Origin of the sequence: Nocardia sp. SYP-A9097 (assembly GCF_009649815.1) — a bacterium.
Classification (GTDB): Bacteria; Actinomycetota; Actinomycetes; order Mycobacteriales; family Mycobacteriaceae; genus Nocardia.
The window spans coordinates 54,509-79,377 of sequence record NZ_WJIC01000030.1 but is presented as its reverse complement, the minus strand read 5'-3'; the positions used below and the strand labels follow the sequence as shown (position 1 = coordinate 79,377).

General features: G+C 66.2%; 21 protein-coding genes. 9 read left to right on the top strand and 12 right to left on the bottom strand.

What is annotated here, in order from left to right; genetic code table 11:
- Positions 1–306 precede the first annotated feature (306 nt).
- The 3 genes from dusB (at position 307) to phoU (ending at position 4,754) form a co-directional block, all read left to right on the top strand.
- The gene (dusB, locus tag GFY24_RS34825; protein WP_375336144.1) at positions 307–1,458 is read left to right on the top strand and encodes a tRNA dihydrouridine synthase DusB; all 1,152 of its coding nucleotides are present in this window, start codon (positions 307–309) and stop codon (positions 1,456–1,458) included.
- Positions 1,459–1,712: 254 nt separating this feature from the next.
- A complete protein-coding gene (locus GFY24_RS42550; RefSeq protein ID WP_309231687.1) occupies positions 1,713–3,971 on the top strand; it encodes an LCP family protein in 2,259 nt (752 codons plus the stop codon).
- A 111-nt stretch (positions 3,972–4,082) separates the two neighbouring features.
- On the top strand, positions 4,083–4,754 hold the full coding sequence (phoU, locus tag GFY24_RS34815) for a phosphate signaling complex protein PhoU (protein WP_153809351.1): 672 nt from the start codon (positions 4,083–4,085) through the stop codon (positions 4,752–4,754).
- Between the two features lie 73 nt (positions 4,755–4,827).
- On the opposite strand, the gene GFY24_RS34810 is transcribed toward phoU, so the two are convergent.
- The 7 genes from GFY24_RS34810 to GFY24_RS34780 all read right to left on the bottom strand — a co-directional run bounded on the left by GFY24_RS34810 (position 4,828) and on the right by GFY24_RS34780 (position 12,610).
- Positions 4,828–6,474: an MFS transporter gene (locus GFY24_RS34810; protein ID WP_375336143.1), complete on the bottom strand. Its 1,647-nt coding sequence runs from the start codon at positions 6,472–6,474 to the stop codon at positions 4,828–4,830.
- A 311-nt stretch (positions 6,475–6,785) separates the two neighbouring features.
- Positions 6,786–7,562 carry a phosphate ABC transporter ATP-binding protein PstB gene (pstB, locus tag GFY24_RS34805; protein ID WP_153809350.1) on the bottom strand — a complete coding sequence of 259 codons (777 nt, stop codon included), beginning with the start codon at positions 7,560–7,562 and terminating at the stop codon, positions 6,786–6,788.
- Between the two features lie 17 nt (positions 7,563–7,579).
- Positions 7,580–8,479 carry a phosphate ABC transporter permease PstA gene (gene pstA / locus GFY24_RS34800; RefSeq protein ID WP_153809349.1) on the bottom strand — a complete coding sequence of 300 codons (900 nt, stop codon included), beginning with the start codon at positions 8,477–8,479 and terminating at the stop codon, positions 7,580–7,582.
- Positions 8,476–9,447 (bottom strand): phosphate ABC transporter permease subunit PstC, encoded by a 972-nt coding sequence (gene pstC / locus GFY24_RS34795; protein ID WP_153809370.1) that lies wholly within the window; start codon positions 9,445–9,447, stop codon positions 8,476–8,478. The genes pstA and pstC overlap by 4 nt, the downstream gene beginning before the upstream one ends.
- 128 nt (positions 9,448–9,575) lie before the next feature.
- Positions 9,576–10,703, bottom strand: a complete 1,128-nt coding sequence (gene pstS / locus GFY24_RS34790) for a phosphate ABC transporter substrate-binding protein PstS (RefSeq protein ID WP_309231686.1) — start codon at positions 10,701–10,703, stop codon at positions 9,576–9,578.
- A gap of 252 nt (positions 10,704–10,955) precedes the next feature.
- Positions 10,956–11,852: a mycothiol synthase gene (gene mshD, locus GFY24_RS34785; protein ID WP_153809348.1), complete on the bottom strand. Its 897-nt coding sequence runs from the start codon at positions 11,850–11,852 to the stop codon at positions 10,956–10,958.
- The gene (locus GFY24_RS34780; RefSeq protein WP_153809347.1) at positions 11,852–12,610 is read right to left on the bottom strand and encodes a response regulator transcription factor; all 759 of its coding nucleotides are present in this window, start codon (positions 12,608–12,610) and stop codon (positions 11,852–11,854) included. Before GFY24_RS34780 ends, mshD begins: the two co-directional genes overlap by 1 nt.
- A 355-nt stretch (positions 12,611–12,965) precedes the next feature.
- Here GFY24_RS34780 and GFY24_RS34775 point away from each other — a divergent pair, with 355 nt between their 5' ends.
- The 6 genes from GFY24_RS34775 to GFY24_RS34750 all read left to right on the top strand — a co-directional run bounded on the left by GFY24_RS34775 (position 12,966) and on the right by GFY24_RS34750 (position 17,122).
- Positions 12,966–13,808: an LmeA family phospholipid-binding protein gene (locus GFY24_RS34775; RefSeq protein ID WP_228566946.1), complete on the top strand. Its 843-nt coding sequence runs from the start codon at positions 12,966–12,968 to the stop codon at positions 13,806–13,808.
- Positions 13,805–14,260, top strand: coding sequence for a thioredoxin family protein (locus GFY24_RS34770; RefSeq protein WP_309231685.1), 456 nt, complete (start codon positions 13,805–13,807; stop codon positions 14,258–14,260). The genes GFY24_RS34775 and GFY24_RS34770 overlap by 4 nt, the downstream gene beginning before the upstream one ends.
- A gap of 264 nt (positions 14,261–14,524) precedes the next feature.
- Positions 14,525–15,010 (top strand): DUF4395 domain-containing protein, encoded by a 486-nt coding sequence (locus GFY24_RS34765; protein WP_153809345.1) that lies wholly within the window; start codon positions 14,525–14,527, stop codon positions 15,008–15,010.
- A 26-nt stretch (positions 15,011–15,036) separates the two neighbouring features.
- Positions 15,037–15,870: a sulfurtransferase gene (locus tag GFY24_RS34760; RefSeq protein WP_153809344.1), complete on the top strand. Its 834-nt coding sequence runs from the start codon at positions 15,037–15,039 to the stop codon at positions 15,868–15,870.
- Positions 15,871–15,876: 6 nt separating this feature from the next.
- On the top strand, positions 15,877–16,182 hold the full coding sequence (locus GFY24_RS34755; RefSeq protein ID WP_153809343.1) for a DUF1416 domain-containing protein: 306 nt from the start codon (positions 15,877–15,879) through the stop codon (positions 16,180–16,182).
- A gap of 226 nt (positions 16,183–16,408) precedes the next feature.
- Complete coding sequence (locus GFY24_RS34750) at positions 16,409–17,122, top strand: FABP family protein (RefSeq protein WP_375336142.1); 714 nt, start codon at positions 16,409–16,411, stop codon at positions 17,120–17,122.
- A gap of 314 nt (positions 17,123–17,436) precedes the next feature.
- Here GFY24_RS34750 and GFY24_RS34745 read toward each other — a convergent pair whose 3' ends face one another.
- The 5 genes from GFY24_RS34745 to GFY24_RS34725 all read right to left on the bottom strand — a co-directional run bounded on the left by GFY24_RS34745 (position 17,437) and on the right by GFY24_RS34725 (position 24,737).
- Positions 17,437–19,083 carry an ATP-binding cassette domain-containing protein gene (locus GFY24_RS34745; RefSeq protein WP_153809342.1) on the bottom strand — a complete coding sequence of 549 codons (1,647 nt, stop codon included), beginning with the start codon at positions 19,081–19,083 and terminating at the stop codon, positions 17,437–17,439.
- On the bottom strand, positions 19,080–21,044 hold the full coding sequence (gene cydD / locus GFY24_RS34740; protein ID WP_153809341.1) for a thiol reductant ABC exporter subunit CydD: 1,965 nt from the start codon (positions 21,042–21,044) through the stop codon (positions 19,080–19,082). The genes GFY24_RS34745 and cydD overlap by 4 nt, the downstream gene beginning before the upstream one ends.
- Before the next feature lie 38 nt (positions 21,045–21,082).
- The gene (gene cydB / locus GFY24_RS34735) at positions 21,083–22,138 is read right to left on the bottom strand and encodes a cytochrome d ubiquinol oxidase subunit II (protein WP_153809340.1); all 1,056 of its coding nucleotides are present in this window, start codon (positions 22,136–22,138) and stop codon (positions 21,083–21,085) included.
- Between the two features lie 9 nt (positions 22,139–22,147).
- The gene (locus GFY24_RS34730; RefSeq protein ID WP_153809339.1) at positions 22,148–23,623 is read right to left on the bottom strand and encodes a cytochrome ubiquinol oxidase subunit I; all 1,476 of its coding nucleotides are present in this window, start codon (positions 23,621–23,623) and stop codon (positions 22,148–22,150) included.
- 184 nt (positions 23,624–23,807) lie between these two features.
- The gene (locus GFY24_RS34725; protein ID WP_153809338.1) at positions 23,808–24,737 is read right to left on the bottom strand and encodes an aminodeoxychorismate lyase; all 930 of its coding nucleotides are present in this window, start codon (positions 24,735–24,737) and stop codon (positions 23,808–23,810) included.
- Positions 24,738–24,869 lie beyond the last annotated feature (132 nt).

The following is a 24,869-nucleotide window of genomic DNA, read 5'->3' as shown; positions in this document are numbered from 1 at the left end:
ACCGCCGCTGCGTGCGCGACTACGAGACCAGACCCGACCACCACGAAACGATGATCCACATCGCCATGATCGCCGTTATGTCACGCCGCCTCGCACGCCGATAACCGAGTTCTCAGACGCGGTCTAATACAAAGTAGGGGACGCTGACGCTGAGTCTCGGGGGCTTCGCCCCCGACCCCCAAAGGCCCCGTGAGCCAGTGGCTCACGGGGCCGCTTGCCGCCTCAGCCCTTTCCGTTTTGGTGTCAGAGCTTGCGGGCGGGGGATGTGAGCGGGGGCACGTGGGGGCGGGTGAGAGACTGGTGGGCGTGACGACCTCGATCGAAGCCTCCAAGACCGCGCTGCGGATCGGACCGTATCCGGTCGATCCGGCTGTCGTGCTGGCGCCGATGGCGGGGATCACCAATGTGGCCTTCCGGACGCTGTGCCGGGAATTCGGCAGCGCCACTTCGATTTACGTGTGCGAGATGATCACCGCGCGGGCCGTGGTGGAGCGTAATGAGAAGACGCTGCACATGATGTCCTTCGGGGCGGACGAGAGCCCGCGGTCCATGCAGCTCTATGCCGTGGACCCGAAGACCGTCGGGGAAGCCGTGCGGGTCATCGTCGGCGAGGGGTGGGCCGATCACATCGACCTGAACCTCGGCTGCCCGGTGCCCAAGGTGACGCGACTCGGCGGCGGGGCGGCACTGCCGTACAAGCGGCAGCTGTTCCGGGACATCGTCAAGGCCATGGTGTCGGCCGCCGAACCGGCCGGGGTGCCGATCACGGTGAAGTTCCGCATCGGCATCGACGACGAACATCACACCTTCCTGGACACCGGGCGCATCGCCGAGGCGGAGGGCGCGGCCGCGGTCGCCCTGCACGCCCGCACCGCCGCCCAGCGCTACTCCGGCGAGGCCGACTGGACCGCCATCGCGCGCCTCAAGGAAGCCGTCACCACCATTCCCGTGCTCGGCAACGGCGATATCTTCAGCGCCGACGACGCGGTCCGCATGATGGCCGAAACCGGCTGCGACGGCGTCGTCGTCGGACGCGGATGTCTCGGCCGCCCTTGGCTTTTCGCCGAACTGCAGGCCGCCCTGCGCGGTGAACCGCTGCCCGCGCCGCCGAATCTGGGCCGGGTCGGGGAGATCCTGCGACGGCACACCGAACTGCTCGTCGCGCACGACGGCGAGGACAAGGCCATGCGTGATATCCGCAAGCACATGGCCTGGTACCTGATGGGCTTCCCGATCGGCGGCGACCTACGCCGCAGCTTCGCGACCGTCAGCAGCATGACCCGGCTGATCGACCTGATCGGGCAACTCGACGCGGATGCGCCATTCCCCAAGGACGCCGAGGGCCCGCGCGGCCGGCAGGGCTCCCCCGGCAAGGTCGCGCTGCCGGACGGCTGGCTCGACGATCCGGAGGATCCCACCGTGCCGTGCGCCGCCGACGTCATGCACAGCGGTGGCTGAGCGGCGATGTCGTAACTCCTGACATATCCGGCGCCGCGTCCCCGAACCGCTCACCCACACCCTGGCAGACTTTTTCGCAGTCCCTCCGGCCCACCGTGAAAGCACTCGACTCGCCGAGCATAGGCTCTCCGAAACCGGGCGTGGCGGTGCCGGAGCGATCTGAGCCACACACGGTGGATCGGCGTTCGAGTGGTCGACCGTGGCGGAATCGTTATCATGACGGTCGGCATCGAAAAGCAAAGTGAGGTTCGTTGGTGGGTGACGATCGGTACGGGCGTACGCCACGGCCCGGAGGTCGCGCCCCCTGGGAGCGCTACTCCGAGGAGGACGACGCCCAGCCACGCGCCTCCCGGCGGTCCCGGCACACCGACGACCCGGACCCCGGCTCGGCTCCCATCTCGGTGCAGGACCTCGTCGAACGCGTCGACAGCGAACGCAAATCCCGGCGCCGCCGCCGCAAGGACGACGACGAAGCCGCACCGCAGCACCCCGCCGACAGCACCGGCGCGCGCCGCACGGCCAACCCGCAGACCACCGGCAGGCGAGCCCTGCCCCCGGAAACGGCCGCCCCCAACGGTTCTCAGCGCGGTGCGGCAGCGGGCCCGGAAGCCACCGGCTCACACCGCACGGCCCGGCCGAACCCCCAGGGCGGCACCGGCGCACACGCCGTAGCGCCGAATACGCCGGGCGGCACGGGTTCTCAGCGAGCCGTGAACACCCCGGCCGGCACGCGCGCGCCGCGCTCGGTACCGCCGAAGACCCCGAATGCCGCCATCGACGGGCTCCGCCGCGTCGCGACACCCGCCAATACCGGTGCGCGCCGGGCAGTTCCGGGCGGACGCATCGATCCGACCGCCGATCCGGTCACCGAGGAACTACCCGCGATCACCGAACCGCCGCGGGGCGGACGCAAGAAGTCCCAGGCAACCGCACCGGTCGAATCGCCCGCCGACTATCCCACCACCGCACTGCCGGCCGCGGTCGGGCCGAAACCACTCACCTCCGGACAACGGCGCCGCAATCGGCGACTGCGCCTGGCCGGGCGCAGCGCGGGCGCAATGCTCGCGGTCATCGCCATGCTGATCACCGGCGGCGGCTGGAGTTACCTGCACGCCAAGGACAATGGCTTCACCCAGGTCTCCGCGCTCGACGACAACTCCCCCGACGTCGTCGACGCCGACGCGCAATACGGTGACGAGAACTTCCTCATCGTCGGCACCGACACCCGCGCCGGCGCGAATTCGCAACTGGGCGCGGGCGATACCGCCGACGCCGAGGGCGCACGCTCGGACACCGTCATGCTGGTCAACATTCCGGCCAACCGGCAGCGCGTGGTCGCCGTCTCCTTCCCCCGCGACCTGGACGTCACCCGCCCCGTCTGCGAAGGCTGGGACAATGACAAGGGCGTCTACACCGGCGAATCCTTCCCGTCCGCCATCGGCGACAAGCTCAATGCCGTCTACGCGCTCGGCGGACCGAAATGCCTGACCAAGGTCATCCAGAAGATGTCCGGCCTCAAGATCAACCACTTCGTCGGCATCGACTTCGCGGGCTTCGAAACCATGGTGGACACCATCGGCGGCGTCGAGGTCTGCACCACCAAACCACTCGTCGACGAAATCCTCGGCACCGTGCTGACCACGCCCGGCAAGCAGATCGTGAACGGTTCCACCGCACTCGATTACGTGCGCGCCCGGCATGTGATCGGCGAGGAGCGCAGCGACTACGACCGCATCAACCGGCAGCAGCGCTTCCTGTCCTCGCTGCTGCGCGGCGCGCTGTCCAGCAAGGTGCTCTTCGATCCGGGCAAGATGAACGGCTTCATCAACGCCTTCGCCCAGCACTCCTTCATGGACAACGTCACCACCAAGGATCTGCTCATGCTGGGCCGATCCATGCAGAAGATGCAGGCCGGATCCATCACCTTCCTGACCGTGCCGACGGCCGGAACCACGTCCTACGGCAATGAGATTCCGCGCGAATCCGATATCAAGGCCATCTTCCGCGCCGTCATCGACGATCAGCCGCTGCCCGGCGAGAAGAAATCCGATCCGGCGACCACGACCACCGACGCGCCGCCGGCCAAACCGAAACTGACCGCCGTCGACCCGTCCACCCTGTCGCTGCAGGTCTCCAACGGCTCCGGCATCTCGGGCGTAGCAGCCACCGCCGCAACCAAACTCGCCAATCAGGGCTTCCAGATCTACAACACCGGCAACTACGCCGACGGCACCGTGGCCAAGACCACGGTCCGCTACTCCAGCGGGCATGAGGCCGCCGCCGCCACCGTCGCCAGCGCCCTGCCCGGCGCGGTACTCGAGCCCGCCAGCGGACTCGGCAGCATTGTCGAGGTCGTCCTCGGCACCGACTACGCGGGCAGCGTGCACGCACCCGTCGCCTTCGGCCAGCCACTACCCGACACGCCCACCGACTCCGGCGGGGCGAGTGCGGCGCCCGTCACACTCCCGTCCGACCTGGAACACGTGAACGCCGCCGACGACACATGTAAATAGGCGTACGCCCAGACACCCCGGACGTGCGGTGACTTTGCCGAGACCGACCGGCACCGATGATTCACCCGCAGTTGGTGACTTGGACAGCGGCTACCACTAATGTCTTGACTCATGCGTGTCATCTACAACGAACAAATGGCCGAGCTCGCCGATCTGCTCGGCGGTATGGCCGGGCTCGCCGGATCGGCCATGGAGCGGGCAACCAACTCGCTGCTCAATGCCGATCTCGAGCTCGCGGAGCAGGTGATCACCGAGTACGACCGCATCTCCGAGATGATCCAGCTGGCCGAGGAGAAGGCCTTCGCACTGCTGGCACTGCAGGCCCCCGTCGCCGGTGATTTGCGACAGGTCGTCAGCGCCATCCAGATCGTCGCCGATGTGAACCGCATGGGCGCACTCGCCCTGCACGTCGCCAAGATGACCCGCCGGCGCTTCCCCAATCACGCCGTGCCCGAGGCCGTCAACAGCTACTTCGCCGAGATGGGGCGCATCGCCGTCAAGATGGGCGCCACCGCCAAAGAGGTGCTGGAGAGCCGGGACCCCGATCGGGCCGCCAAGCTCACCGATGACGACGAGGCGATGGATGATCTGCGCAAGCACATCTTCACGCTGATCATGGACCGCGAATGGCAGTTCGGTGTGCCGTCGGCCGTCGACGTGGCGCTGCTGGGCCGGTACTACGAGCGCTTCGCCGACCACGCCGTGGAGATCGGGCGTCGCGTGGTATTCCTGGTAACCGGCGTACTGCCGCCGGACCCGGACTCCGAAAAAGAAAGCATTTAACAACCCCACCGGACGGCGCTCGCACACGACACGGTGCGAGCGCCGAGCTATTTCCCTACGCGCACTGGGCTTTTCAAGCCGACTTTGCCGCGCTGTCATCCGAATCGGTTGTGGCGGGTTCTTTTTCGCGCCAGCCCAGCAGGACCGAGCGCCCGTGTTCAGGCCGCCAGGGCAGCGTCAGCGCCACAACGAGGGCGGCGACGACCAGCGTGCCCACCGCGACGTAGGAAGCCGCCTGAGCGCCGTCCAGGGCCGCCACCTTCATGGCGTGGATCAGGTCCAGCTTCGCCTGTGCCAGCAGCGGATTCACCGGCGTCTTGACGATCTCGAGGACGCTGATGGGCGTATTGCTCGCCAACTCCTTCTGCTGCGGACTCATGATCTGATTGGGAATTCCGGCGATCTTGTCACCCACATTGTGGGTGTACACCGAGGTCATGATCGAACCGAGCAGGGCCACACCCAGCGCGCCACCCACCTCACGGGTGGTGTCATTGACCGCCGAACCCGCGCCCGCCTCCTCCAAAGGCACTGAGCCCATGATGGATTCGGTTGCCGGACCCTGAACCACCGCGAATCCCAGGCCCATCAGGATCATGGACACCACAACCGGTCCCACATAGGCGGTTTCGACCGTCGTCTGCCCCGCGATGTACATGGCCACCGCGAGAATCAGTAGCCCGCTCACCACCAGCGCCGTGGTGCCGAAACGCTGCGCCAGCATGGTCGCGATGGGTGCGCCGAACCCGACGGCGATCGCGAAAGGCAGTGAGTGGATGCCGAATTCGAGCGGCGTCAGCTCCTTCACGCCCTGGAAGTACTGGGTGATCAGGAACAGGAATCCGAACGCCGCGAAGTAGGAGACGGTGATCGCCAGCGACGGCAGGGCGAAGCGGCGATTGCGGAACAGCCGCATATTCAGTACCGGCGTCGCCACCCGCAGCTCCCAGCCGACGAACACCGCCAGCGCGAGGATCGAAAGCAGGTATCCCGCAAGGCTTTGCGCCGACAGCCAGCCGTGCTTGGGCGCTTCGATAATCGACCACACCAGCGCCGTCACCCCGGCCAGCGACATTACGATGCCGATACGGTCGAGCCGATCCACGTGCGCCGCACGCGATTCCGGCACCGTGACGATGACGGCGGCAATGGCGATCAGCGCCACCGGCACATTGATCCAGAACACCGAATGCCAGGAGAAGTACTTCAGCAGCCAGCCGCCGATGGTCGGCCCGAGCGCCACCGCGATCCCGGCCATGGCGGTCCAGGCGGCAACGGCCGCGGCCCGCTCCCTGGCATCGGTGAAGATATTGATCAGCAGCGCCAGCGTCGCCGGAAACACCACCGCCGCGAAGACGCCCATACCCGCGCGGGCGGCGATCACCTGCCCGAGTCCGGAGGAGAGCGCGCCCGCCGCCGACATGGCCGCGACACCGATCAGCCCGATGATCATGAACTTGCGCCGCCCGAACCGGTCGCCGAGATGCCCCATGGCGAGCAGCAGCCCGGAGAACGCCAGCGTGAACGCGTCCACAATCCACTGCAGTCCACTCATATCGGCCTTCAGCTGTACCGCCATGGACGGCAGCGCCACATTCACCAGCGTGTTGTCCAGCACCACAAGCAGTTCCGCGAGACAGATGGCCACCAGCGCGGCGATCCGCGCCCCTCGACTCAACCCCGCGGTTCCGGATACCCGGCTCGCCGTTGAAACAGTCACCCGACACCTCCAACTAGACCGATTGGTTTACCAACCAGGCCAGAGTAAATGTTACCGAGAGTTGCACACAACCACCCACGGTATGTATGACGCAGCACACAAACGCTGTATGCCAAGCAAAACGCGGCCCCGGACCTGATGGTCCGGGGCCGCGCGTTTGCGATCGATGCAGAACAGCGACCACTGATCTCGTAAGGATCCGGGTAAACTCCCGGGGTACGGGCTAACCATTGACCGCGAGGCCGCCGCGGCCGACGCAACCGGCGTGGCTCCTGAGCCCGGCTTGAAGTCGCGGAGAGGCGGGACAGCCTTTATCCGAAGCGGCCCGAGATGTAGTCCTCGGTCGACTTCTGCGACGGGTTGGAGAAGATCCGCTCCGTCTCGTCGATCTCGATGAGCTTGCCGGGCTTGCCCTGCGCCTCGAGGTTGAAGAACGCCGTCTGGTCACTCACACGCGCCGCCTGCTGCATGTTGTGCGTGACGATGACAATCGTGAACTCCTTCTTCAGCTCGGAGATCAGATCCTCGATCGCCAGCGTGGAGATGGGGTCCAGCGCGGAACACGGCTCATCCATGAGCAGCACATCCGGGGAGATGGCAATCGCGCGGGCGATGCACAGACGCTGCTGCTGACCACCCGAGAGCCCGCCGCCGGGCTTGTCGAGACGGTCCTTGACCTCGTTCCAGAGGTTCGCGCCGCGCAGGGAACGCTCGGCGGTCTCGTCGAGCTCCTTCTTGCCGCGCACACCCTGCAGCTTGAGCCCGGCCACCACATTGTCGCGAATCGACATGGTGGGGAACGGGTTCGGCCGCTGGAACACCATGCCGATGGTGCGCCGCACGCCCACCGGGTCGATGGTCGCGCCGTAGATGTCCTCACCGTCGAGCAGCACCGCGCCCTCGACGCGGGCGCTCGGGGTCACCTCGTGCATGCGGTTCAGCGCACGCAGCACGGTGGACTTACCGCAGCCGGACGGGCCGATGAAGGCGGTCACGCTGCGCGGCAGCACGGTCAGCGAAACATCGGAGACCGCATGGAATTTGCCGTAGTAGATATTGAGATCTTTGACGTCGATCCGCTTGGCCATCAGTCTTTTCCGTTCCTCTATCGGTTCCGCGTCAGCAGCTTGTTGACCGCCGCAGCGGCGAGGTACAGCAGCGCGATGATCAGGATCAGGGTGAGGGCGGCGCCCCACACCCGGGCCCGGCCGGCGGGTTCCGGGTTGGCCAGCTCCTGGTAGATCATCAGCGGAAGCGAGGCCATATTGCCGTCGAACAGGTTCTGGTTGATCGACTTCGAGTAGCCGACCAGCACCAGCACCGGTGCGGTCTCACCCATGACGCGGGCCACCGACAGCAGAATGCCCGAGATCATGCCGGGCGCCGCGGTCGGAACCACAATCCGCAGAATGGTTTTCCACTTCGGGATACCGAGAGCGTAAGAGGCTTCCCGCAATTCGTCGGGAACCAGCTTCAGCATCTCCTCGGTACTGCGCACCACCACCGGCAGCATGAGCAGCACCAGGGCCAGCGCGACCGCGAAAGCACTCTGCGGCGCACCGAAAGTGGCGATCCACAGCGCGAAGATGAACAGTGCCGCCACGATCGAGGGCACACCCGCGAGGATGTCGACCATGAACGTGGTGGTCTTGGCCAGCCAGCCGCGACCGTATTCGACCAGGTAGATGGCGGCCATAATGCCCAGCGGCACCGCGATCACCGCGGCCATGGCCGACTGCACGATGGTGCCGTAGATGGCGTGGTAGACACCGCCCGCGGACTGCTCGGGCAGCACACCCTTCTGCGACTTGGTCCACCAGTCGATCGAGGCGATCGAGTCGAAGCCCTTGTCGATGACGGTGTAGAGCACCCACAGCAGCGGTACCAGGGCAATGGCGAAGCAGGCCCAGACGATGCCGGTGGCCAGGCTGTTCTTGATCCGGCGGGCGGTGCTGACATGCCGGAAGGTCGGGGCCTTGATCGGCTTGTCGAGTGTGGTGGTCATCCGTTCACCTTCCCGCCAGCGACGAGCCGGGCCAGCGCGTTGACCACGAAGGTCAAAGCGAACAACACGAAACCGGCGGCGATGTACGCGCCGGTCGGCAGCTTGGAACTGAATTCCGAAGCGGCCGAAGCGATCTTGGAGGCGAAGGTGTAGCCGCCGTCGAACAGCGACCAGCCACCCGCCTGCGCCGAGGTGCGCAGCACCACGAGCACGGCGATGGTCTCACCGAGCGCACGACCCAGGCCCAGCATGGAACCCGCGATCACACCGGAGCGGCCGTACGGCAGCACCGTCATGCGCACGACCTCCCACTTGGTGGCGCCCAGCGCCTGCGCCGCCTCGACATGCGAGAGCGGTGTCAGACCGAAGACCTCGCGGCTGACGGAGGTGATGATCGGCAGGATCATCACCGCGAGCACCACGCCCGCGGTGAAGATCGTGCCACCGCCGGCAATGCTGACATTGCCGTCGGAGAAGAGAAAGAACCAACCGAGATGTTCGTTCAGGAAGCGCTGGAACGGCTCGATCTTCGGAGCCAGTACCAGCACACCCCACAGACCGAACACGATCGAAGGCACCGCGGCCAGCAGGTCGACCACCATGGAGAAAGGCCGTGCCAGCACCTTCGGCGAGTACTGCGTCAGGAACAACGCGATACCCACACCGATCGGCACCGCGATCAGCAGCGCCAATACCGAACTCAGCACCGTGACCATGAACAGGTCCTTGATGCCGAAGCGCAGATTGTCCGGGTTCGAGGTGTTGAACTCGGTGCTGGTGAAGAAGTTCGCCTTGTTCGCCGCCACCGAGGGCACCGCGCGAATCAGCAGGAACAGCGCGATCAACGCGATCGCCGCGACGATCACGCCGCCGGCGGTGGTGGCCGCCGAACGGAAAATGAACTCCGCCCCGTACTTCGTCGGGGCCTTGCGCCCTGCGGCCGGCTTGGTGCTGGGTTCGGTCGGCATGAGCGCAGTATCCCCCGGCGGCTGGGCACGGTCCTCGCGCGGGTCCGTCGTCACCGACAGGCCCGCCGAGGCTGTTTTGTCGTGCACGGTCATGGTGCTTCTTCGATCAGTCGAGTTCGATCAGGCGATCAGGAAATCGCGGCGATCGCGGTCGTCAGCTTGGTCTTGAACGCGTCCGGGATCGGCACGTAGCCGGCGTCCGCCAGACCGTTCTGACCATTGCCCACGGCCGAGGTCAGGAACGCCTTGACAGCCTTGGCGGTGTCGGCGTCGCCGTACTTCGAGCAGACGATCTCGTAGGTGGCCAGCATGATCGGGTAGGCGCCACCGGTGGTGGGCTTGTAGATCGAGCTGTTGTCCAGCACCAGGTCGTTGCCCTGACCGGAGATCTTGACGCTGTCGATCGCCTTACCGGCGGACGCGGAGGTCAGCTCGACCGGCTTCGGGTCGTTGGAGGTGCTGGTGGTCAGGATGCGCGCCACCGACAGGCTCTGCGACTTCGCGAACGCCCACTCGTTGTAGGTGATCGAGAACGGGGTGGACTTGATGGCGGCCGAGGTGCCCTCGTTGCCCTTGGCACCCTCACCGACACCACCGGCGAACGCCTTGCCCGCACCCTTGCCCCACGCGCCTTCGGAGGCGGAGTCCAGGTACTTCTGGAAGTTGTCGGTGGTGCCCGACTCGTCCGAGCGGAACAGCACGGCGATCTTGTCCGCGGTCAGCTTGTCGGCCTTGGCGGTGTTGAGCGCCTTGATGTGGGCGTCATCCCAGGTGGTGATCTGGCCGTTGAAGATCTTGGCCAGGGTCGGGGCGTCCAGCACCAGGTCGGTCACGCCGGGCACGTTGTAGGTGACGGCGATCGGGCCGAAGACGGTCGGCAGGTTCCAGGCCGGGCTGCCACAGCGGGCGGCGGCCTTGTCGATCTCGCCCTTCTTGGCGTCCAGCGGCGAGTCGGAACCGGCGAAATCGGTCTGGCCGCCGAGGAATTCGTTCACACCGGCACCGGAGCCCGACGAGGTGTAGTCCAGCTTGGCGCTGGGGCAGTTGCCCTCGTAGGCGGCGATGAAGCGGTCCATGGCGTTCTTCTGAGCAGACGAACCGCTGGCCTTCAGCGCGGTCTTGCCGCCACAGGCGACGTCGATCTTGGCGACGTTGCCGGTGGTGGACGAGTTGTCGTCGCTGCCACAGGCGGTCAGCGTCATGGCGCCGGCCGCTGCCAGCACACCGATCAAGGCGCTGCTGCGCTTGAGATTCACTTGGTTCCTCCGCGAATCACGGTTTGCACGCCCAACCCCTCAACGGTCGGACGGGCACATGTGGCGGCTGTTCGCTGCGAACTAGCGCACCGGTCAGCTGAGTGCTGCCCACAAGCAACGTAAGGGCGCTCGGTGGCCAGTTGGACCTGGGTAGGTGAACGACAGATGAACAACCCGGCGCGATTCCGCTGCACGTTATGTGACATTTGCCGCATAGTTGCCAGAGGTCCCGCTCAGCGGGAAGAACCCCAGCTAGGAGGCGGTGGTATACGCCACATCGATATGCGCGGGCGCGAACCCGAGCTTCGTATACGTATTGACCGCCGCGGCATTGTCGGCCTCGGTGTACAGCAGCACCGCGCCCAGACCACGCGCGCGCAGATGATGCAGACCGGCCAGCGTGAGCAGCCGCCCGAGCCCGCGACCCTGCGCCGCCGGATCGACGCCGACGACATAGACCTCACCGATCGCCGGGGTCTCGTCCGAATGCACCTTGGTCCAATGAAACCCGAGGATGCGGTCCGGATCGGCCGGATCGACGGCGATGAAAAGCCCCGCCGGATCGAACCAGGACTCGCCGCGGCGCGCGTCGATATCGCGCTCGGTCCAGCCGCCCTGCTCCGGATGCCAGGCGAAGGCGGCATTGTTGACGCGCAGGATCTCCGCATTGTCGGAAGGTCCCGCGTAGGTACGCAATTCCAGGCCCTCCGGAACCACCAATTTCGGTAGCTCGGAGTTAGCCAGATCACGACGCATCTGCCAGAGTTCGCGCGCGACAACCAAACCGAGACGCTGCGCGACCGCCTGCGCGGCGGGCAGATTCCCATGCGCCCAGACCCGCGCGCCGGGCCCGCCGGACTCCAGCGCACCCGCCACCAGACCCGCCCCGATGCCCTGTTTCCGGAATCGCGGATCGACCGCGACCTCCGCCATGGCCGGATGCGCACCGTGGGCCGGCGTCACATTGGCGTAGCCGCCGACCGCACCGTCCCACTGCTCCACCAGATGCCGCGCCGGACCGTCGGCGCCCAGCGAGAGCACCGCCTGCTCGGAGACGGGAGCGACCCCGTCCGCCGCGGTGGCCCGCTCCAGCACTCCCCGCACCTGCTCGGCGGTCTCGAGAGGCAGCCGATCGGTGTAGGAGATCATCAGAAAGTGCCGTTCGCCGAGGTCAATTCGTTGTCGTCGGTGCCGTCGGTCTCGACGAAGGCGACCGCCTCCCCCTTACCGCCGGACGAGCGTGCCGGGCGCACGGCCTTGTACCCGACATTGCGGACCGTGCCGATCAGCGATTCGTACTCGCTGCCCAGCTTGGCGCGCAGGCGACGCACGTGCACGTCCACCGTGCGGGTACCGCCGAAGAAGTCGTAGCCCCATACCTCCTGCAGCAGCTGGGCCCGGGTGAAGACCCGGCCCGCATGCTGCGCGAGGTATTTCAGCAGCTCGAATTCCTTGTAGGTCAAATCGAGTGGCCGGCCGCGTAGTCGCGCGGTGTACGTGCCCTCATCGATCACCAGCTCGCCGAGGGTGATCTTGCCGGTGTTCTCCGGGCTCGCGACGCCACCGTTGCGCGCGACCAGTAGTCGCAGGCGGGCGTCGAGTTCGGCCGGACCGGTGCCGGGCAGCAGGATGTCGTCCAGCCCCCAGTCCGCGTTCACGGCGACCAGCCCGCCCTCGGTGAGCACCGCTACCACCGGTACCGACGAACCGGTGCTACCCAGCAAACGACACAGGCCGCGCGCGGCGGCCAGATCGGTGCGGGCATCGACCAGCGCGACATCGGCGGAACCGGCCTCGAGCAGGGACGCCACCTCGGTCGGCGCGGGCCGTACGTGGTGCGGCAGCAGCGCGAGTGAAGGCAGCACCGCCTCGGGGTTGGGGTCGGAGGTCAGCAGGAGCAGCTCCATGGGGGCCCTCCATCCCATCTGGCATGTGCGTGGCAACTGCTCTGTCCGCCACGACCTCATGCTGGTTATCACAGGTATATCGGTTGCTACATTAGCGTGTCCCGACCGACACCCACGCAATCCGGGCAGCTTATCGGGGCTTGGCTATCCCAATTTCACACCGAATCGTCTTCCAATGTGGGATGAATCGCCCCTTGCGACCCCCACTGCGGTCGTTTCCCAAGGCGACGACAGATATCGTGCCGGTATGGGTAACTCACCGGGTACGCCCAAAACCCGACCCCGCACCCAACCGCCGGCCCGCGACGGTGCTGTTGTGGCACCTACTGGTCGGCTGGAGGCGCGGAGAGGCGGGTTGGCTTTTCGTCGGGTGATCATCGGGCTGCTGTGCCTTGCCGGGCTGGCTGTCGTGCTCGACTTCGGCGCGGCGGCATATTCGGAGTACCGGGTGTCGCGAATGCTCCGCGACGGGTCGGACCTGAGCGCAGATCCGGAGGTCACCTTTCACGGATTCCCGTTCGCGGCCCAGGCCCTGAACGACGAATACAAGAATGTGGACATCCGGGCCCGCGCCATGCGACCCGACATTCCGGGCGAGATCCTGGTCGAGGCCAATCTGCGTGGCGTGCACATGTCCCTGCGCGATCTGATCGACGGCAAGGTGCAGTCGGTGCCGGTGGATCAGGTGGAGGCGCGCATGCGCATCGAACCGGTCGAGATGGGCCGGCTCTTCAAGATTCCGGATCTGCAGGTGTTCGGCCCGCCCGCGGACAAGTCCGATGGGACAGGCGGTTCCGGCGGTTCGGGTATGACCACCGCCGGCGCGATCATCCTGACCGGCACGATTCCGCTACCCGATGCCGACGCCCCGGTCGTCCCGGGCACGCGCACCAGCGGTGAGACGGTGAGCGTGCTGGCGGATCTGCGCCTGGTGGACGATCAGGTGCGGATCACCGCGACCGATATCTATCGCGGTGTCGGCGCGGCGAATCAGGGCGATGTCGCCTCCTCCCCCGCCCCGATGACTCCCGAGACCGATAAGGCCCGGGTGCTGGCGCTGTTCACCCGCACCATCGATACACGTGATCTGCCGTTCGGTATTCGTCCCATCAAGGTCGAGGCCAGTGGCGGGCAGATCGTGGTCGAGGGTCGCGGCAAGGATGTGACCGTCGATCTGGATCGGTTGCAGCAGCCGTGATCACGCTGGGCGTGCTGGCCGTCGCACTCGTGGCCGCCATCGGGATCGGAATCCTGGTGCGCCGCAACGAGGGTCGGGTCCGCGAGATAACGCCCGTGCGGTCCGCTCCCGAGAGTGCCCGCGCCGCATTGCTTTCCGCGGCCGGAGTGCTGCCGGGCCGTCCGACCGTGCTGCATTTCTCCGCCGATTGGTGCGGTCCGTGCGCGGCCGTGCGCCGAGTGGTGGCGAGTGTGGTGGCCGATCTGGCCGAGACGTCCGCTCCCCCACTCGATCTCGAGCTCGATATCGATGCGAATCCGGACCTGGCGCGCGAGCTGAATGTGCTGTCGCTACCGACAACTTTCGTCCTGGATCCCAATGGGCAGGAAAAATTCCGGATTGCCGGAGTTCCGAAATCTGCCGATTTGCGCAGGTCACTGGCGTCTGTAACCGCCTCGGAGGCTTCCGAGTGACCAGCATTACGGACCCGGGGTCCAATTTCCCCCGAAAATTGGGTAAACTCCCTCTCGTGCAAACCAACCTCGAGCTGATGCTCACCCGACGCCGCACGGTAGACCTGTGCCGGCTCGGTGGTTGTTGCTGCCTGTGCCGCTAGCCGGTCGGCCTTTCGTTTGCCCTAATCCTCGCGCCGACCGGGTGTGTCCCGCCGTATGAGCGATCTGCAGAAGATCCTCCGGCGAAATGACCAATAAACCACTTCGCGCAGGAGTACACATATGTCGAACCTCATTACCGCTTCCCCGCCCACCGGGCAGGTCGATGTTCGCGGCCCGCGTTTCGCCGCCTGGATCACCACCGCGGTGCTGGCTCTGGTACTGATCGTCGCCGCCTTCTCCGTCCCCGCCGCCGCGGTGCTGCTGGCCGCTCAGGCCGTGGTCTTCGCGCTCGGCGCGGCGACCGGTCCGCGCCGCAGCCCGTACGGCCGGATCTACGCGAACCTCGTCGCGCCGCGCGTCGGTCCCGCCCTCGAGGTGGAACCCGTTGCGCCGCTGCGGTTCGCGCAACTCGTCGGCCTGATCTTCGCCGTGCTCGGTGTGCTCGGCTTCGCCGCCGGAGTTCCCGTGGCGGGCGCGATCTTCGCCGGTTTCGCGCTGTTCGCGGCGTTCCTGAACGCGGCCTTCGGTATCTGCCTGGGCTGCAAGATCTACCCCCTCGTCTCGCGGTTCAAGACCGCGCCGACCACCCCCACTCCCACCGCCTGACCCGGCACCACCCCGAAAGGAACAACATGGCTCGCTCCGATGTCCTGGTCTCCGCAGACTGGGTCGAAGAGAACCTGAACACCCCCGGAGTCGTCCTCGTAGAGGTCGACGAGGACACCTCGGCTTACGACCTGGGGCACATCGAGGGCGCCGTGCGTCTGGACTGGAAGAAGGACCTGCAGGATCAGGTCCGCCGCGATTTCGTCAATCGCGAGCAGTTCTCCGATCTGCTCTCCACCCGCGGCATCGGCAATGACGACACCGTGGTGCTGTACGGCGGCAACAACAACTGGTTCGCGGCGTACGCGTACTGGTACTTCAAGCTCTACGGCCACCAGGACGTGAAGCTGCTCGACGGTGGCCGTAAGAAGTGGGAGCTCGACGGCCGCCCGCTGGTCAAGGATGTCGTGGTGCGCCCGGCCGCCTCGTACAAGGCGAGCGAGCAGGACCTGTCCATCCGTGCGTTCCGCGACGAGGCCGTCAATGCCATCGGCGTGAAGAACCTGGTCGACGTGCGTTCGCCCGACGAGTTCTCCGGCAAGATCCTGGCCCCGGCGCACCTGCCGCAGGAGCAGTCGCAGCGTCCGGGTCACATCCCGTCCGCCATCAACGTGCCGTGGTCGAAGGCCGCGAACGAGGACGGCACCTTCAAGTCCGACGCCGAGCTCGCCACCATCTACAAGGATGCGGGCCTGGACGGCGAGAAGGAGACCATCGCCTACTGCCGCATCGGTGAGCGTTCCTCGCACACCTGGTTCGTGCTGCAGGAGCTGCTGGGCCACAAGAACGTCAAGAACTACGACGGGAGCTGGACCGAGTACGGCTCCCTCGTCGGTGTACCGATCGAGTTGGGAGCGTAATCAAATATGTGTGCAGCACCTACCCAGGGACAGGCCATTCCGGCGGGCGTCGACGTGGAGAAGGAAACGGTCATCACCGGCCGCGTCCTGACCGCTGACGGCCAGACCGTCGGTGGCGCGTTCGTCCGCCTGCTGGACGGCAATGGCGATTTCACCGCCGAGGTCGTGGCCTCGGGCACCGGCGACTTCCGCTTCTTCGCGGCGCCGGGCTCCTGGACCATCCGCGCGCTGTCGTCTTCGGGCAACGGCACCACCGAGATCGCGCCCGAGGGCAACGGCATCCACAACGTGGACGTGACCGTAGCCAAGTAAGGCACGCGAATCATCTTGAACGGCCCCGGGATTCACTTCCCGGGGCCGTTCTCGCGTCCGGGCATGACGGATATCACGCATGCGACACAGGCCCGTTTTCGCGCCTGGGATGCGGTGCGATTAGACTCCGGATTGTGGTGCTTACCTTCGAGATTCTGCTGGTTCTCGTCTCCGTGCTGATCGCCTGGTTCGGTCTGTACGTCCTCTACCGGCTGTTCACCGAGTCGTGAGCGAACCGGCGAGCGAGAACGTCGGCAACGAGACAACCGATCAGACAACGCCGGACGAGCTGAGTGCTCGCCGTGGCGGCGATGCGGAGCGTCGCAGTGGTGATCAGGCTGTAGCCGAGGCCGCCGAGCGTGCCAAGGTCACCGGTGCGACGAATATTCCCTCGCTCGACGGCCTACCGCTGCCGATCGACACCGCCAATCTGCGACTCGGTCCGGATCTGAGCTCGTCCATGCTCGCGCTGCTGCCCCTGGTGGGTGTGTGGCGCGGTGAGGGTGAGGGCAATGATCCCGAGACCGGCGATTACCGCTTCGGTCAGCAGATCATCGTCTCGCACGATGGCGGCGACTACCTCACCTGGGAAGCGCGTTCCTGGGTCATCAACACCGAGGGCGAGTACGCCGGACCGGATCTGCGTGAGAGCGGGTTCTGGCGGGTCGGTATCGACGGTGACGACGAGGTGCTCGAACTGCTGCTCACGCACGCGTCGGGGATTGTCGAGCTCTTCTACGGTCAGGCGCTGACCCAGTCCTCCTGGGAGCTCGCCACCGATGTGGTGATTCGCAGTCAGTCCGGGATCGTGGTCGGTGGGGCCAAGCGGCTCTACGGCATTGTCGAGGGTGGCGATCTGGGTTACGTCGAGGAGCGCATCGCTCCGGACGGCGCCCTCGAGCCGCGCTTGTCGGCGCGCTTGCAGCGTTACGTCGGATAGTCGTCTTCGGCTGGTACACAGCCTTTTTCGATCGTTCTGCCCTGGAAACAGGTACGACCCCCGAGTCATATCGCGGATGCAACTCACGCGATCCAGATCGGACAAGATCTGGGACTCGGGGGCCGGGTGACTGCCTGGGATTCGCTCAGCGCTCGCGCTACGAGAATCCGTTGCAGCGGAGGCGCCTAGCTGGCAGCCACCTCACGCGTCCTCGAATTACTCATTATTCGAACCACCTCCTTCCTGTGTACAGACGAAACTAGTCGGCTGGACAGGAAGCGGCAACGTATTTTCCCGCTCCGCGAAATCGCAGGTCAGTGCTGGTTTACCGGAATAAAACGGTGGATGGAGACCGTTGAGTTCGCGGCGACTTCCACGATCGTGTCCGCGCGGTGGTCGGCCGGAAGCTGATGCGTGACAACCACAACCGTGCGTTCGGGTGCGACCAGACCGCTGTCCTGATCCAGGAGTCGGCGCAGCAACTCCGCGCCCGGCTCGGCCTCCAGATGCTCGGTGGGTTCATCCAGGAGCAGCACCTCGGCCGGGGACAGCAGTGCGCGAGCCAGCAGCATGCGGCGGCGCTGACCACCCGATACCGCGGCCGCTCCCCCGACGAGATCGGTCTCCACACCCTCGGGCAGCGAATCCAGCCACTCCCCGGCTCCGACTGCGCGCAGCGCGCCTTCGGCCTCGACCGGGGTGATGTCACCGCGCGCGACCCGCAGATTCTCCAGCACGGTCGTCCCGAATATGTGCGCGTCCTCGGCGAAGAACGTGACCCCGGGCCGAGGCGTATCGAACAATCCCGCCCACGCCATCAGCAGTGTGGTCTTACCCGCCCCACTCGGCCCCGTAACGGCGATTCTGCGCCCTTCCGGCCGTGGCGGCAGATCCATTGCCACGGGCACGGTTTCGGGCTGCTCGAGCCGAGCCAGGCGGTGCAATGCGGCACGGCCGGTGGTGAGCGCCTGCGCGGCGGCGGGCAGCACCGCCACTGCCTCGAACGCCGACAGTGGCACCAGCACCAGCACCGCGAACGCCATGGGCGTGATCCCGCCACCCGCGATGGTCTGAAAACCCTTGGTGGCGAGGATAGTTCCATTGCCGTACAGCGCGATCCCGATGAGCAGCGAACCGAGCACACTCGCACCGATCGACAGTGGCAGCACCGCGGCCGACCAGGCGCTGCGTGCCGCCGCCCGGTCCTCGGCCGCGACAGCCCGCTGCCCGGCCCGTTCGGCCGCCGCGATGGCACCGGAAAGCCTTCCGGCCACCCGCAATTCGGGTGCGTGATCCAGCACGGTCAATGCCTCGGCGGTGAACTCGGTCCGATCCGCCCGCACGGCCAACTCCGCCTCCCGCGCGGCCCGAGTCGACAACCAGGGCGCGACAATCCCGGAAACCGTCAGGGCCACAGCCAGAATCAGTGCCGCCGGAATCGAGATGAAGGCCAGCAGCGTCACCGCCGGCAGCGAAAGGACCACCGCGACCGCGATCGGCACGAAGGCTCGCACGACGACCGCACCCAGGTCATCGATATCCGACCCGACCCGACCGAGCAACTCACCCCGTCGCAGCTGGGTCGGATCACCCTCGCGCTCGGACACTTCGGTGGTACCCGTGCGGCGTGGCCGCCAGATATCAGCGGCGGCGAGGGTGCGGTAGGTGGTGGTTCGTGCCAGGCTCATCGAGCGCAGCGCCACATCATGGGTTGCCAGCCGTTCCAGGTACCGCGCCACCCCGCGCGAGATCCCGAGCGCCCGCACCGTCACCACCGCGATGCTCAAATCCAGCACCGGCGGCATCTCCCAGGCCCGCGCGATCAGCCAGGCCGCGAGTGCCGCGAGCCCGAGCCCACTCCCGAGCGCGGCGACACCCCAGGCAATGGACAGCGCAAGCCGCCCCTTGGACAGCTCGAGCAATTCCCTGATCCGCCGGAAGTCCGCCAATACCCCGCTCATCGCACACCTACCTCCGTATCGCTGCGCCGCTCGGACGTGACTCGGCGCTCAACAGTGGAATCTGTGCCGGTCGACTTCGCGGCCGCTCGCGGAATGAGCGAGAGTTCCCGGCCCGCAGCGTCTTTCGTTGTCGCGGCGGGACGAGGACCCACGGTGGCTGACACGGGAGGCGCTACTCGACGCACCCCGGAATGCGGCTCTTCGCCGCCGGATGCGGTGGCCTGTACCGGGACCATGTGATCGGCGATGGCCAGGATCGAGGGGCGGTGGCCCACGATCACCACGGTCGATCCGGCATGCGCGCGAGCCACCAGGGCCGCGAGCACGCGATCCTCCGCCTCCGAGTCGAGGTGGGCGGTGGGTTCGTCCAACAGGAGAATTCGGCGGTCGGCAGCGAGGGTGCGGGTCAGGGCCAGGCGCTGGCGTTGACCCAGGGAGAGGCCGGTGCCGCTCGCGCCGACCATGGTCTTCCAGCCTGCGGGGAGTTCGGCGAGGACGGTGTCGAATCCGGTTGCGCGGCAGGCTTCGTCGAGTTGGGTGTCGTCGGCGGGTGGGCCGAGGAGTTCGAGGTTGTCGCGGAGGGTGCCGGGGACCAGGACGGGGCGCTGGGGTAGCCAGGCGACGTGGGACCACCATTGTTCGGGGGCGAGGGCCGGGACGGGGGTTCCGTCGACCGTCACCGCTCCGGCATCGGGGGTGATCAGGCCGAGGATCGCTTGCAGGGCAGTGGATTTGCCGCTGCCGTTTGGGCCGGTCAAGACGGTGACCGCGCCCGGGCGCAGGATCGCTGAGAGGTTGTCCGGGGCTGCCCCGTCGCGCGCCGCTACGGTGAGGTCGCGAATTTCTATGCGGCCGTGGAATTCCCGGTCCGTCGAGACGACGGGCTCGGGGCGCTGGGGGTCGGCCTGGGGCGCGGTGGCGGGCACCTGTCGGGGCGGCGTGGGGGCTGTATTCGGGTCGAGGACGGCGAAAGCTTTTTCGGCGGCGGCCATTCCGTCTTGGGCGGCGTGGAAGCGTTCGCCTACCGCGCGGAGTGGGAGGTAGACCTCGGGGGCCAGGATCAGGGCGAGCACTCCGGCGTACAGGCCCATATCGCCGAAGACGAGGCGCAGGCCGATGGAGACGGCTACCAGGGCTACGCAGAGGGTGGCGAGCATTTCCAGGACCATCGAGGACAGGAAGGCCATGCGCAGCGCGGACATCGTGCGCTTGTGCAGTGAATCGCCGAGTTCTCGGACGCGGTGTTGCATGGTGCGAGCGGGTTGACCGGCTGCGGTCTGGTCGAGTTCGGCTGTGGTGCCGGCGGTTTCACGTCCGAGGGCGCGCAGGGTGGGCATACCCGCGAACAGGTCCAGGAGTTGATCCGATAGGCGGGTGGTGGCCGCCAGGGTTTCATTGGCGCGGCCCTGGGTGAGCAGGCCGATGAGGATCATGAAGCTGGGGATCAGGGGCAGGGTGACCAGGATGATCACGCCGGAGATCCAGTCGTGGACGGCTATGACGGCCAGCACGATCGGCGGGACCAGCGTTGAGAGCAGCAGGGCGGGAAGATATCCCGCGAGGTAGGCGCGCAGGCCGCTCAGGCCGTTGCCGATTACCACGGCCAATTCGGTTCGGCGGCTTTCCAATTCGCGGGGCGGCAGATGCGCACCCGCGGTGAGGACCGCAGTCTCGAGTTCGGCGACGACCTCGGCTCCGGCGCGGTGCGCGAGCCGGGACTGCCACCAGGTGGCCGTGACTCGAATCAGCACGGCGGCGGCGAACACCACCAGTTCCGTTGTCCAGGAGCCGATATCGCGGCGGGCCGGATCGGTGATGACTCCGGCGAGGACCCGCGCCAGGGCGAGTGCCGCGACCACGATGCAGAGTGTGGTCGTCAGCGACAGGCCGACGCTCAGCGCGAGATATGTGCGTGCCGAGCGGGCGTGCCGCCATAGGCGCGGGTCTACCGGTCGTGCCATCTGTTCAGTTCCGTACTGTGCGTTGCGGTTCGGAGTTCTCAGGCATCGGTTCGAGCGGATTCGAGCGGGAGCCCGATGGGAGCGGGGATCTGTTCCACGGTGAGGCGCTGGCGGAATACCCAGTAGGTCCAGCCCTGGTAGATCAGCACGACCGGCACCATGGCCACCGCGACCCAGCTCATCACCACCAGCGTGTAGTGCGTGGAGGAGGCCGAGACGGTCCCGCCGCGGCCGTCCACGGTGAGGCTGAAGGCGGCGTCGATGGTGGAGGGCAGCACATTCGGGAACAACGATCCGAACAGCAGTGCGGTGGCTCCGGCGATGGTGAGGGCGGTGCCGGCGAAGGCCCAGCCGTCCCGTCCCTGTGTCGCCGCGAATCCGGCCAGCAGGAGTCCGACCACGGCCAGTGCCAGTGGAATCCAGGTCCAGCCCTCGCCATAGGCGAGCTGGGTCCAGATGCCGAAGGCGGCGACCACAACGGCGGTGGGCACGAACAGTTTTCGGATCAGTGCCTGGGCGTCGTCGCGTACTTCATTGCCGGTCTTGAGCGCGATGAAGAGCGCACCGTGCAGCATAAACAGCAGCAGGGTGGTGAGCCCGCCGAGCAGGGCGTACGGGTTCAGCAGATCCAGGAGGTTCCCGCCGATCTGCTTGTGCTCGTTCAGTTTCACGCCGCGCACGATATTCGCGAATGCCAATCCCCATGCGAGAGCGGGGATCCAGGAGCCGAGCCCGATGCCGATATCGCACCACACCCGCCATTTGTCGTCATTGATCTTGCTGCGCCATTCGATGGCGCAGGCGCGGGCGATCAGGCCGACCAGAATGAGCAGCAGCGCCAGGTAGAACCCGGAGAACAGGCTGGCGTACCACTCGGGGAAGGCGGCGAACATGGCGCCACCGGCGGTGAGCAGCCACACCTCATTGCCGTCCCATACGGGTCCGATGGTGTTGAGCACCACGCGCTTTCGCACTTCGGAGCCCTTACCGAGGATCGGCATGAGCATGCCGACGCCGAAGTCGAACCCCTCCAGTACGAAGTAGCCGGTGAAGAGCACCGCGATCAGTAGAAACCAGAATTCAGGGAGACTCATCCTCGGCTCCTAGTAGGCGAAGGAAAGCTTGTCGACGGCGTCCCCGGTCATGCGCGGGCCGGCGTCGGCGGGGGCCGGATGCTCCGGTCCCGCAACGACATAGCGGCGCATGAGGTAGAACCACGCGACCGCGAGCAGGCCGTACAGCAGGGTGAAGACGATGAGCGAGGTGACGATGGTGCCCGCGGTGACGCCGGAGACGCCCTGCTGCACCGTCATTCGAATGTGTTGGTCCCCGGTGGGATTGGGTGCGACCACCCAGGGCTGGCGGCCCATTTCGGTGAATACCCAGCCGGAGATATTGCCCAGGAACGGGGTGACGATGGCGATCAGCGACAGCCAGGAGAACCACCGCTGTTCCGGTACCCGGCCGCGCCGGGTGACCCAGAATCCGGCCAGTGCCAACAGGATCGAGCCGGCCAGAAAGCCGATCATGGCGCGGAAGGACCAGTAGGTGACGAAGAGGTTGGGCCGATAGTCGCCGACGCCGAACTTCTCGTTGTAGGTGACCTGCAGATCCTTCACACCGTCCAGGGTGACGCCGCTGAATTTGCCTTCGGCGAGGAACGGCAGCACGCCGGGCACCTCGATGAGGTGGTTGACGCTGTCGCAGTTGTTGTGCGTGCCGATGGTCAGGACGGAGAAGTCCGGGTCGGTTTCGGTGTGGCACAACGATTCCGCCGAGGCCATCTTCATGGGCTGCTGTTTGAACATGAGCTTGCCCTGGATGTCACCGGTGATGCTGAGCGCGACCGCGGCGGCCAGCACCACGTACAGGCCCATGCGCGCGGCGGGCCGCCACATGGTGCGGGCCTCCTCGACAGGCGCTGTGTCACTTGCCTTCTGCCCTTGCCGGACCCGGCGCACCATCCACCAGCCGGCGATTCCGGCGACGAAGGTGCCGGAGGTGAGGAACGCTCCGGCGACCACGTGCGGGAAGGCCGCGAGGGTGGTGTTGTTGGTGATGAGCTCCCAAATGCTGGTCAGCTCGGCGCGTTTGGTGTTGGGGTTGTACTCCGCGCCGACCGGGTGCTGCATGAACGAGTTGGCGGCGACGATGAAGTACGCGGAGGCGTTGACGCCGATGGCGACCGCCCAGATGGTGGCCAGGTGCACCTTCTTCGGCAGTCGGGTCCAGCCGAAGATCCACAGTCCGAGGAAGGTGGATTCGAGGAAGAAGGCGACCAGGGCCTCCATGGCCAGGGGTGCGCCGAAGACGTCGCCGACGAAGCGGGAGTATTCGCTCCAGCTCATGCCGAACTGGAATTCCTGCACGATGCCGGTGGCGACGCCGAGTGCGAAGTTGATCAGGAAGAGTTTCCCGAAGAACTTGGTGAGGCGGTACCAGTGTTCTTTGCCCGTAATCACCCATGCGGTCTGCATGCCCGCCACCAGCGGCGCGAGTCCGATGGTCAGCGGCACGAAGATGAAGTGATAGACGGTGGTGATTCCGAACTGCCAGCGCGCTAAATCAACGACGCTCATCCGACCTCCAGCCGATCTACGACATGACGTAGTAATTGACCCTACGCCGTTCGTATTTCAGATCAACATGTGACGCGCCACAGCGTGCTGCAAGTTTGCCGATTTGTGACGAATCGCTGGCCAAGGACCCTGAAGACGGGGACCTTGGATAGCCGAGGTTCCGGAAAAAGCCTCTCGAATCAGATCACCAATCCGCGATACTCCCGGGCAGTGCGATGCCACGATCCACCAGCGCGATGATCTCGGCGGCATTGCCCGGAGCCGACATGCGCAGTCCGTCCAGCGATTTCACCCGCGCGGCCAAGGTGATACTGGACAGCATCCAGACACTGTCGGCGGTGATCAGGTCCGCGGTGAACAGCGGTTCGTAGCGGCAGTCCCAACCGGCCTTCTCGGCCTGCGTGAACAGTGCCCGCTGCGTGGTGCCGGGCAGCACACCATTGCGTGCCGGCGGGGTGATCAGCTGATTCTCGCGTTGCACAACCACAGTCGAGCGCGGACCCTCCAGCACGCGATGTTCGGTGCTGGTGAAGATCACGTCGTCGGCGTTCATCCGCCGAGCGAACCGCAGGGCGGCCATATTCGTTGCGTACGAGAGGGTTTTGGCCCCGAGCAGCTGCCAGGGCGCGGCCTGCGCCAAATCGATGGAGATGCCGCGTGACAGCGTGATGACCGAAACACCTTCGCTGCGAGCGGTTTTCACGCGCTCGTGCACCGGAGCCACCAAAACGTAACCGGTGGTGGCGGGTTCGGCCCCGGACAGCGCTCCAGTTGCGTTTGCTGAAGATTTTCTATTAGCTGTTCCGTGATCGCTGTCACGCCCGCGGGTGAGCACCATGCGCAACATGCCCTCCTGCTCGCTCCCCCATTCCTCGGCCGCCAGCTCCACCGCGAACCGCCACGCGTCCAGATCCGGGGCGGGCAGTTCGAGGGCCTGCGCCGAACGGCGTAGTCGAGCCAGATGCAGCTCCAGCGCGCAGGCCACACCACCCCGCACCAGCACCGTCTCGAATATCCCGTCGCCGCGCAACGCGCCGATATCGTCCGCATACAGAAGCGGCGCGTCCGGATCCCGGATCGCGCCGTCGAGAGTCACCAGAACCCGTTCCACCATGCGACCGACCTTAGGACAGATACCCCGCCGACGAGCGATATCCGAACGGCAAAAAACGCCAACCCGCCAATACAGAGCACCCCCGGATACCCATCCCGAATAAGCACAAAACCACCAAGTTCGTGGCCCGGC

What these genes read in the sequence shown, in the direction of transcription:
- phoU (WP_153809351.1), top strand. Translation starts at nt 4,083, where the DNA reads ATGCGTGTCATCTACAACGAACAAATGGCCGAGCTCGCCGATCTGCTC.
- pstB (WP_153809350.1), bottom strand. Translation starts at nt 7,562, where the DNA reads ATGGCCAAGCGGATCGACGTCAAAGATCTCAATATCTACTACGGCAAA.
- pstA (WP_153809349.1), bottom strand. Translation starts at nt 8,479, where the DNA reads ATGACCACCACACTCGACAAGCCGATCAAGGCCCCGACCTTCCGGCAT.
- pstC (WP_153809370.1), bottom strand. Translation starts at nt 9,447, where the DNA reads ATGCCGACCGAACCCAGCACCAAGCCGGCCGCAGGGCGCAAGGCCCCG.
- mshD (WP_153809348.1), bottom strand. Translation starts at nt 11,852, where the DNA reads ATGATCTCCTACACCGATCGGCTGCCTCTCGAGACCGCCGAGCAGGTG.
- GFY24_RS34780 (WP_153809347.1), bottom strand. Translation starts at nt 12,610, where the DNA reads ATGGAGCTGCTCCTGCTGACCTCCGACCCCAACCCCGAGGCGGTGCTG.
- GFY24_RS34765 (WP_153809345.1), top strand. Translation starts at nt 14,525, where the DNA reads ATGTCGAACCTCATTACCGCTTCCCCGCCCACCGGGCAGGTCGATGTT.
- GFY24_RS34760 (WP_153809344.1), top strand. Translation starts at nt 15,037, where the DNA reads ATGGCTCGCTCCGATGTCCTGGTCTCCGCAGACTGGGTCGAAGAGAAC.
- GFY24_RS34755 (WP_153809343.1), top strand. Translation starts at nt 15,877, where the DNA reads ATGTGTGCAGCACCTACCCAGGGACAGGCCATTCCGGCGGGCGTCGAC.
- GFY24_RS34745 (WP_153809342.1), bottom strand. Translation starts at nt 19,083, where the DNA reads ATGAGCGGGGTATTGGCGGACTTCCGGCGGATCAGGGAATTGCTCGAG.
- cydD (WP_153809341.1), bottom strand. Translation starts at nt 21,044, where the DNA reads ATGGCACGACCGGTAGACCCGCGCCTATGGCGGCACGCCCGCTCGGCA.
- cydB (WP_153809340.1), bottom strand. Translation starts at nt 22,138, where the DNA reads ATGAGTCTCCCTGAATTCTGGTTTCTACTGATCGCGGTGCTCTTCACC.
- GFY24_RS34730 (WP_153809339.1), bottom strand. Translation starts at nt 23,623, where the DNA reads ATGAGCGTCGTTGATTTAGCGCGCTGGCAGTTCGGAATCACCACCGTC.
- GFY24_RS34725 (WP_153809338.1), bottom strand. Translation starts at nt 24,737, where the DNA reads ATGGTGGAACGGGTTCTGGTGACTCTCGACGGCGCGATCCGGGATCCG.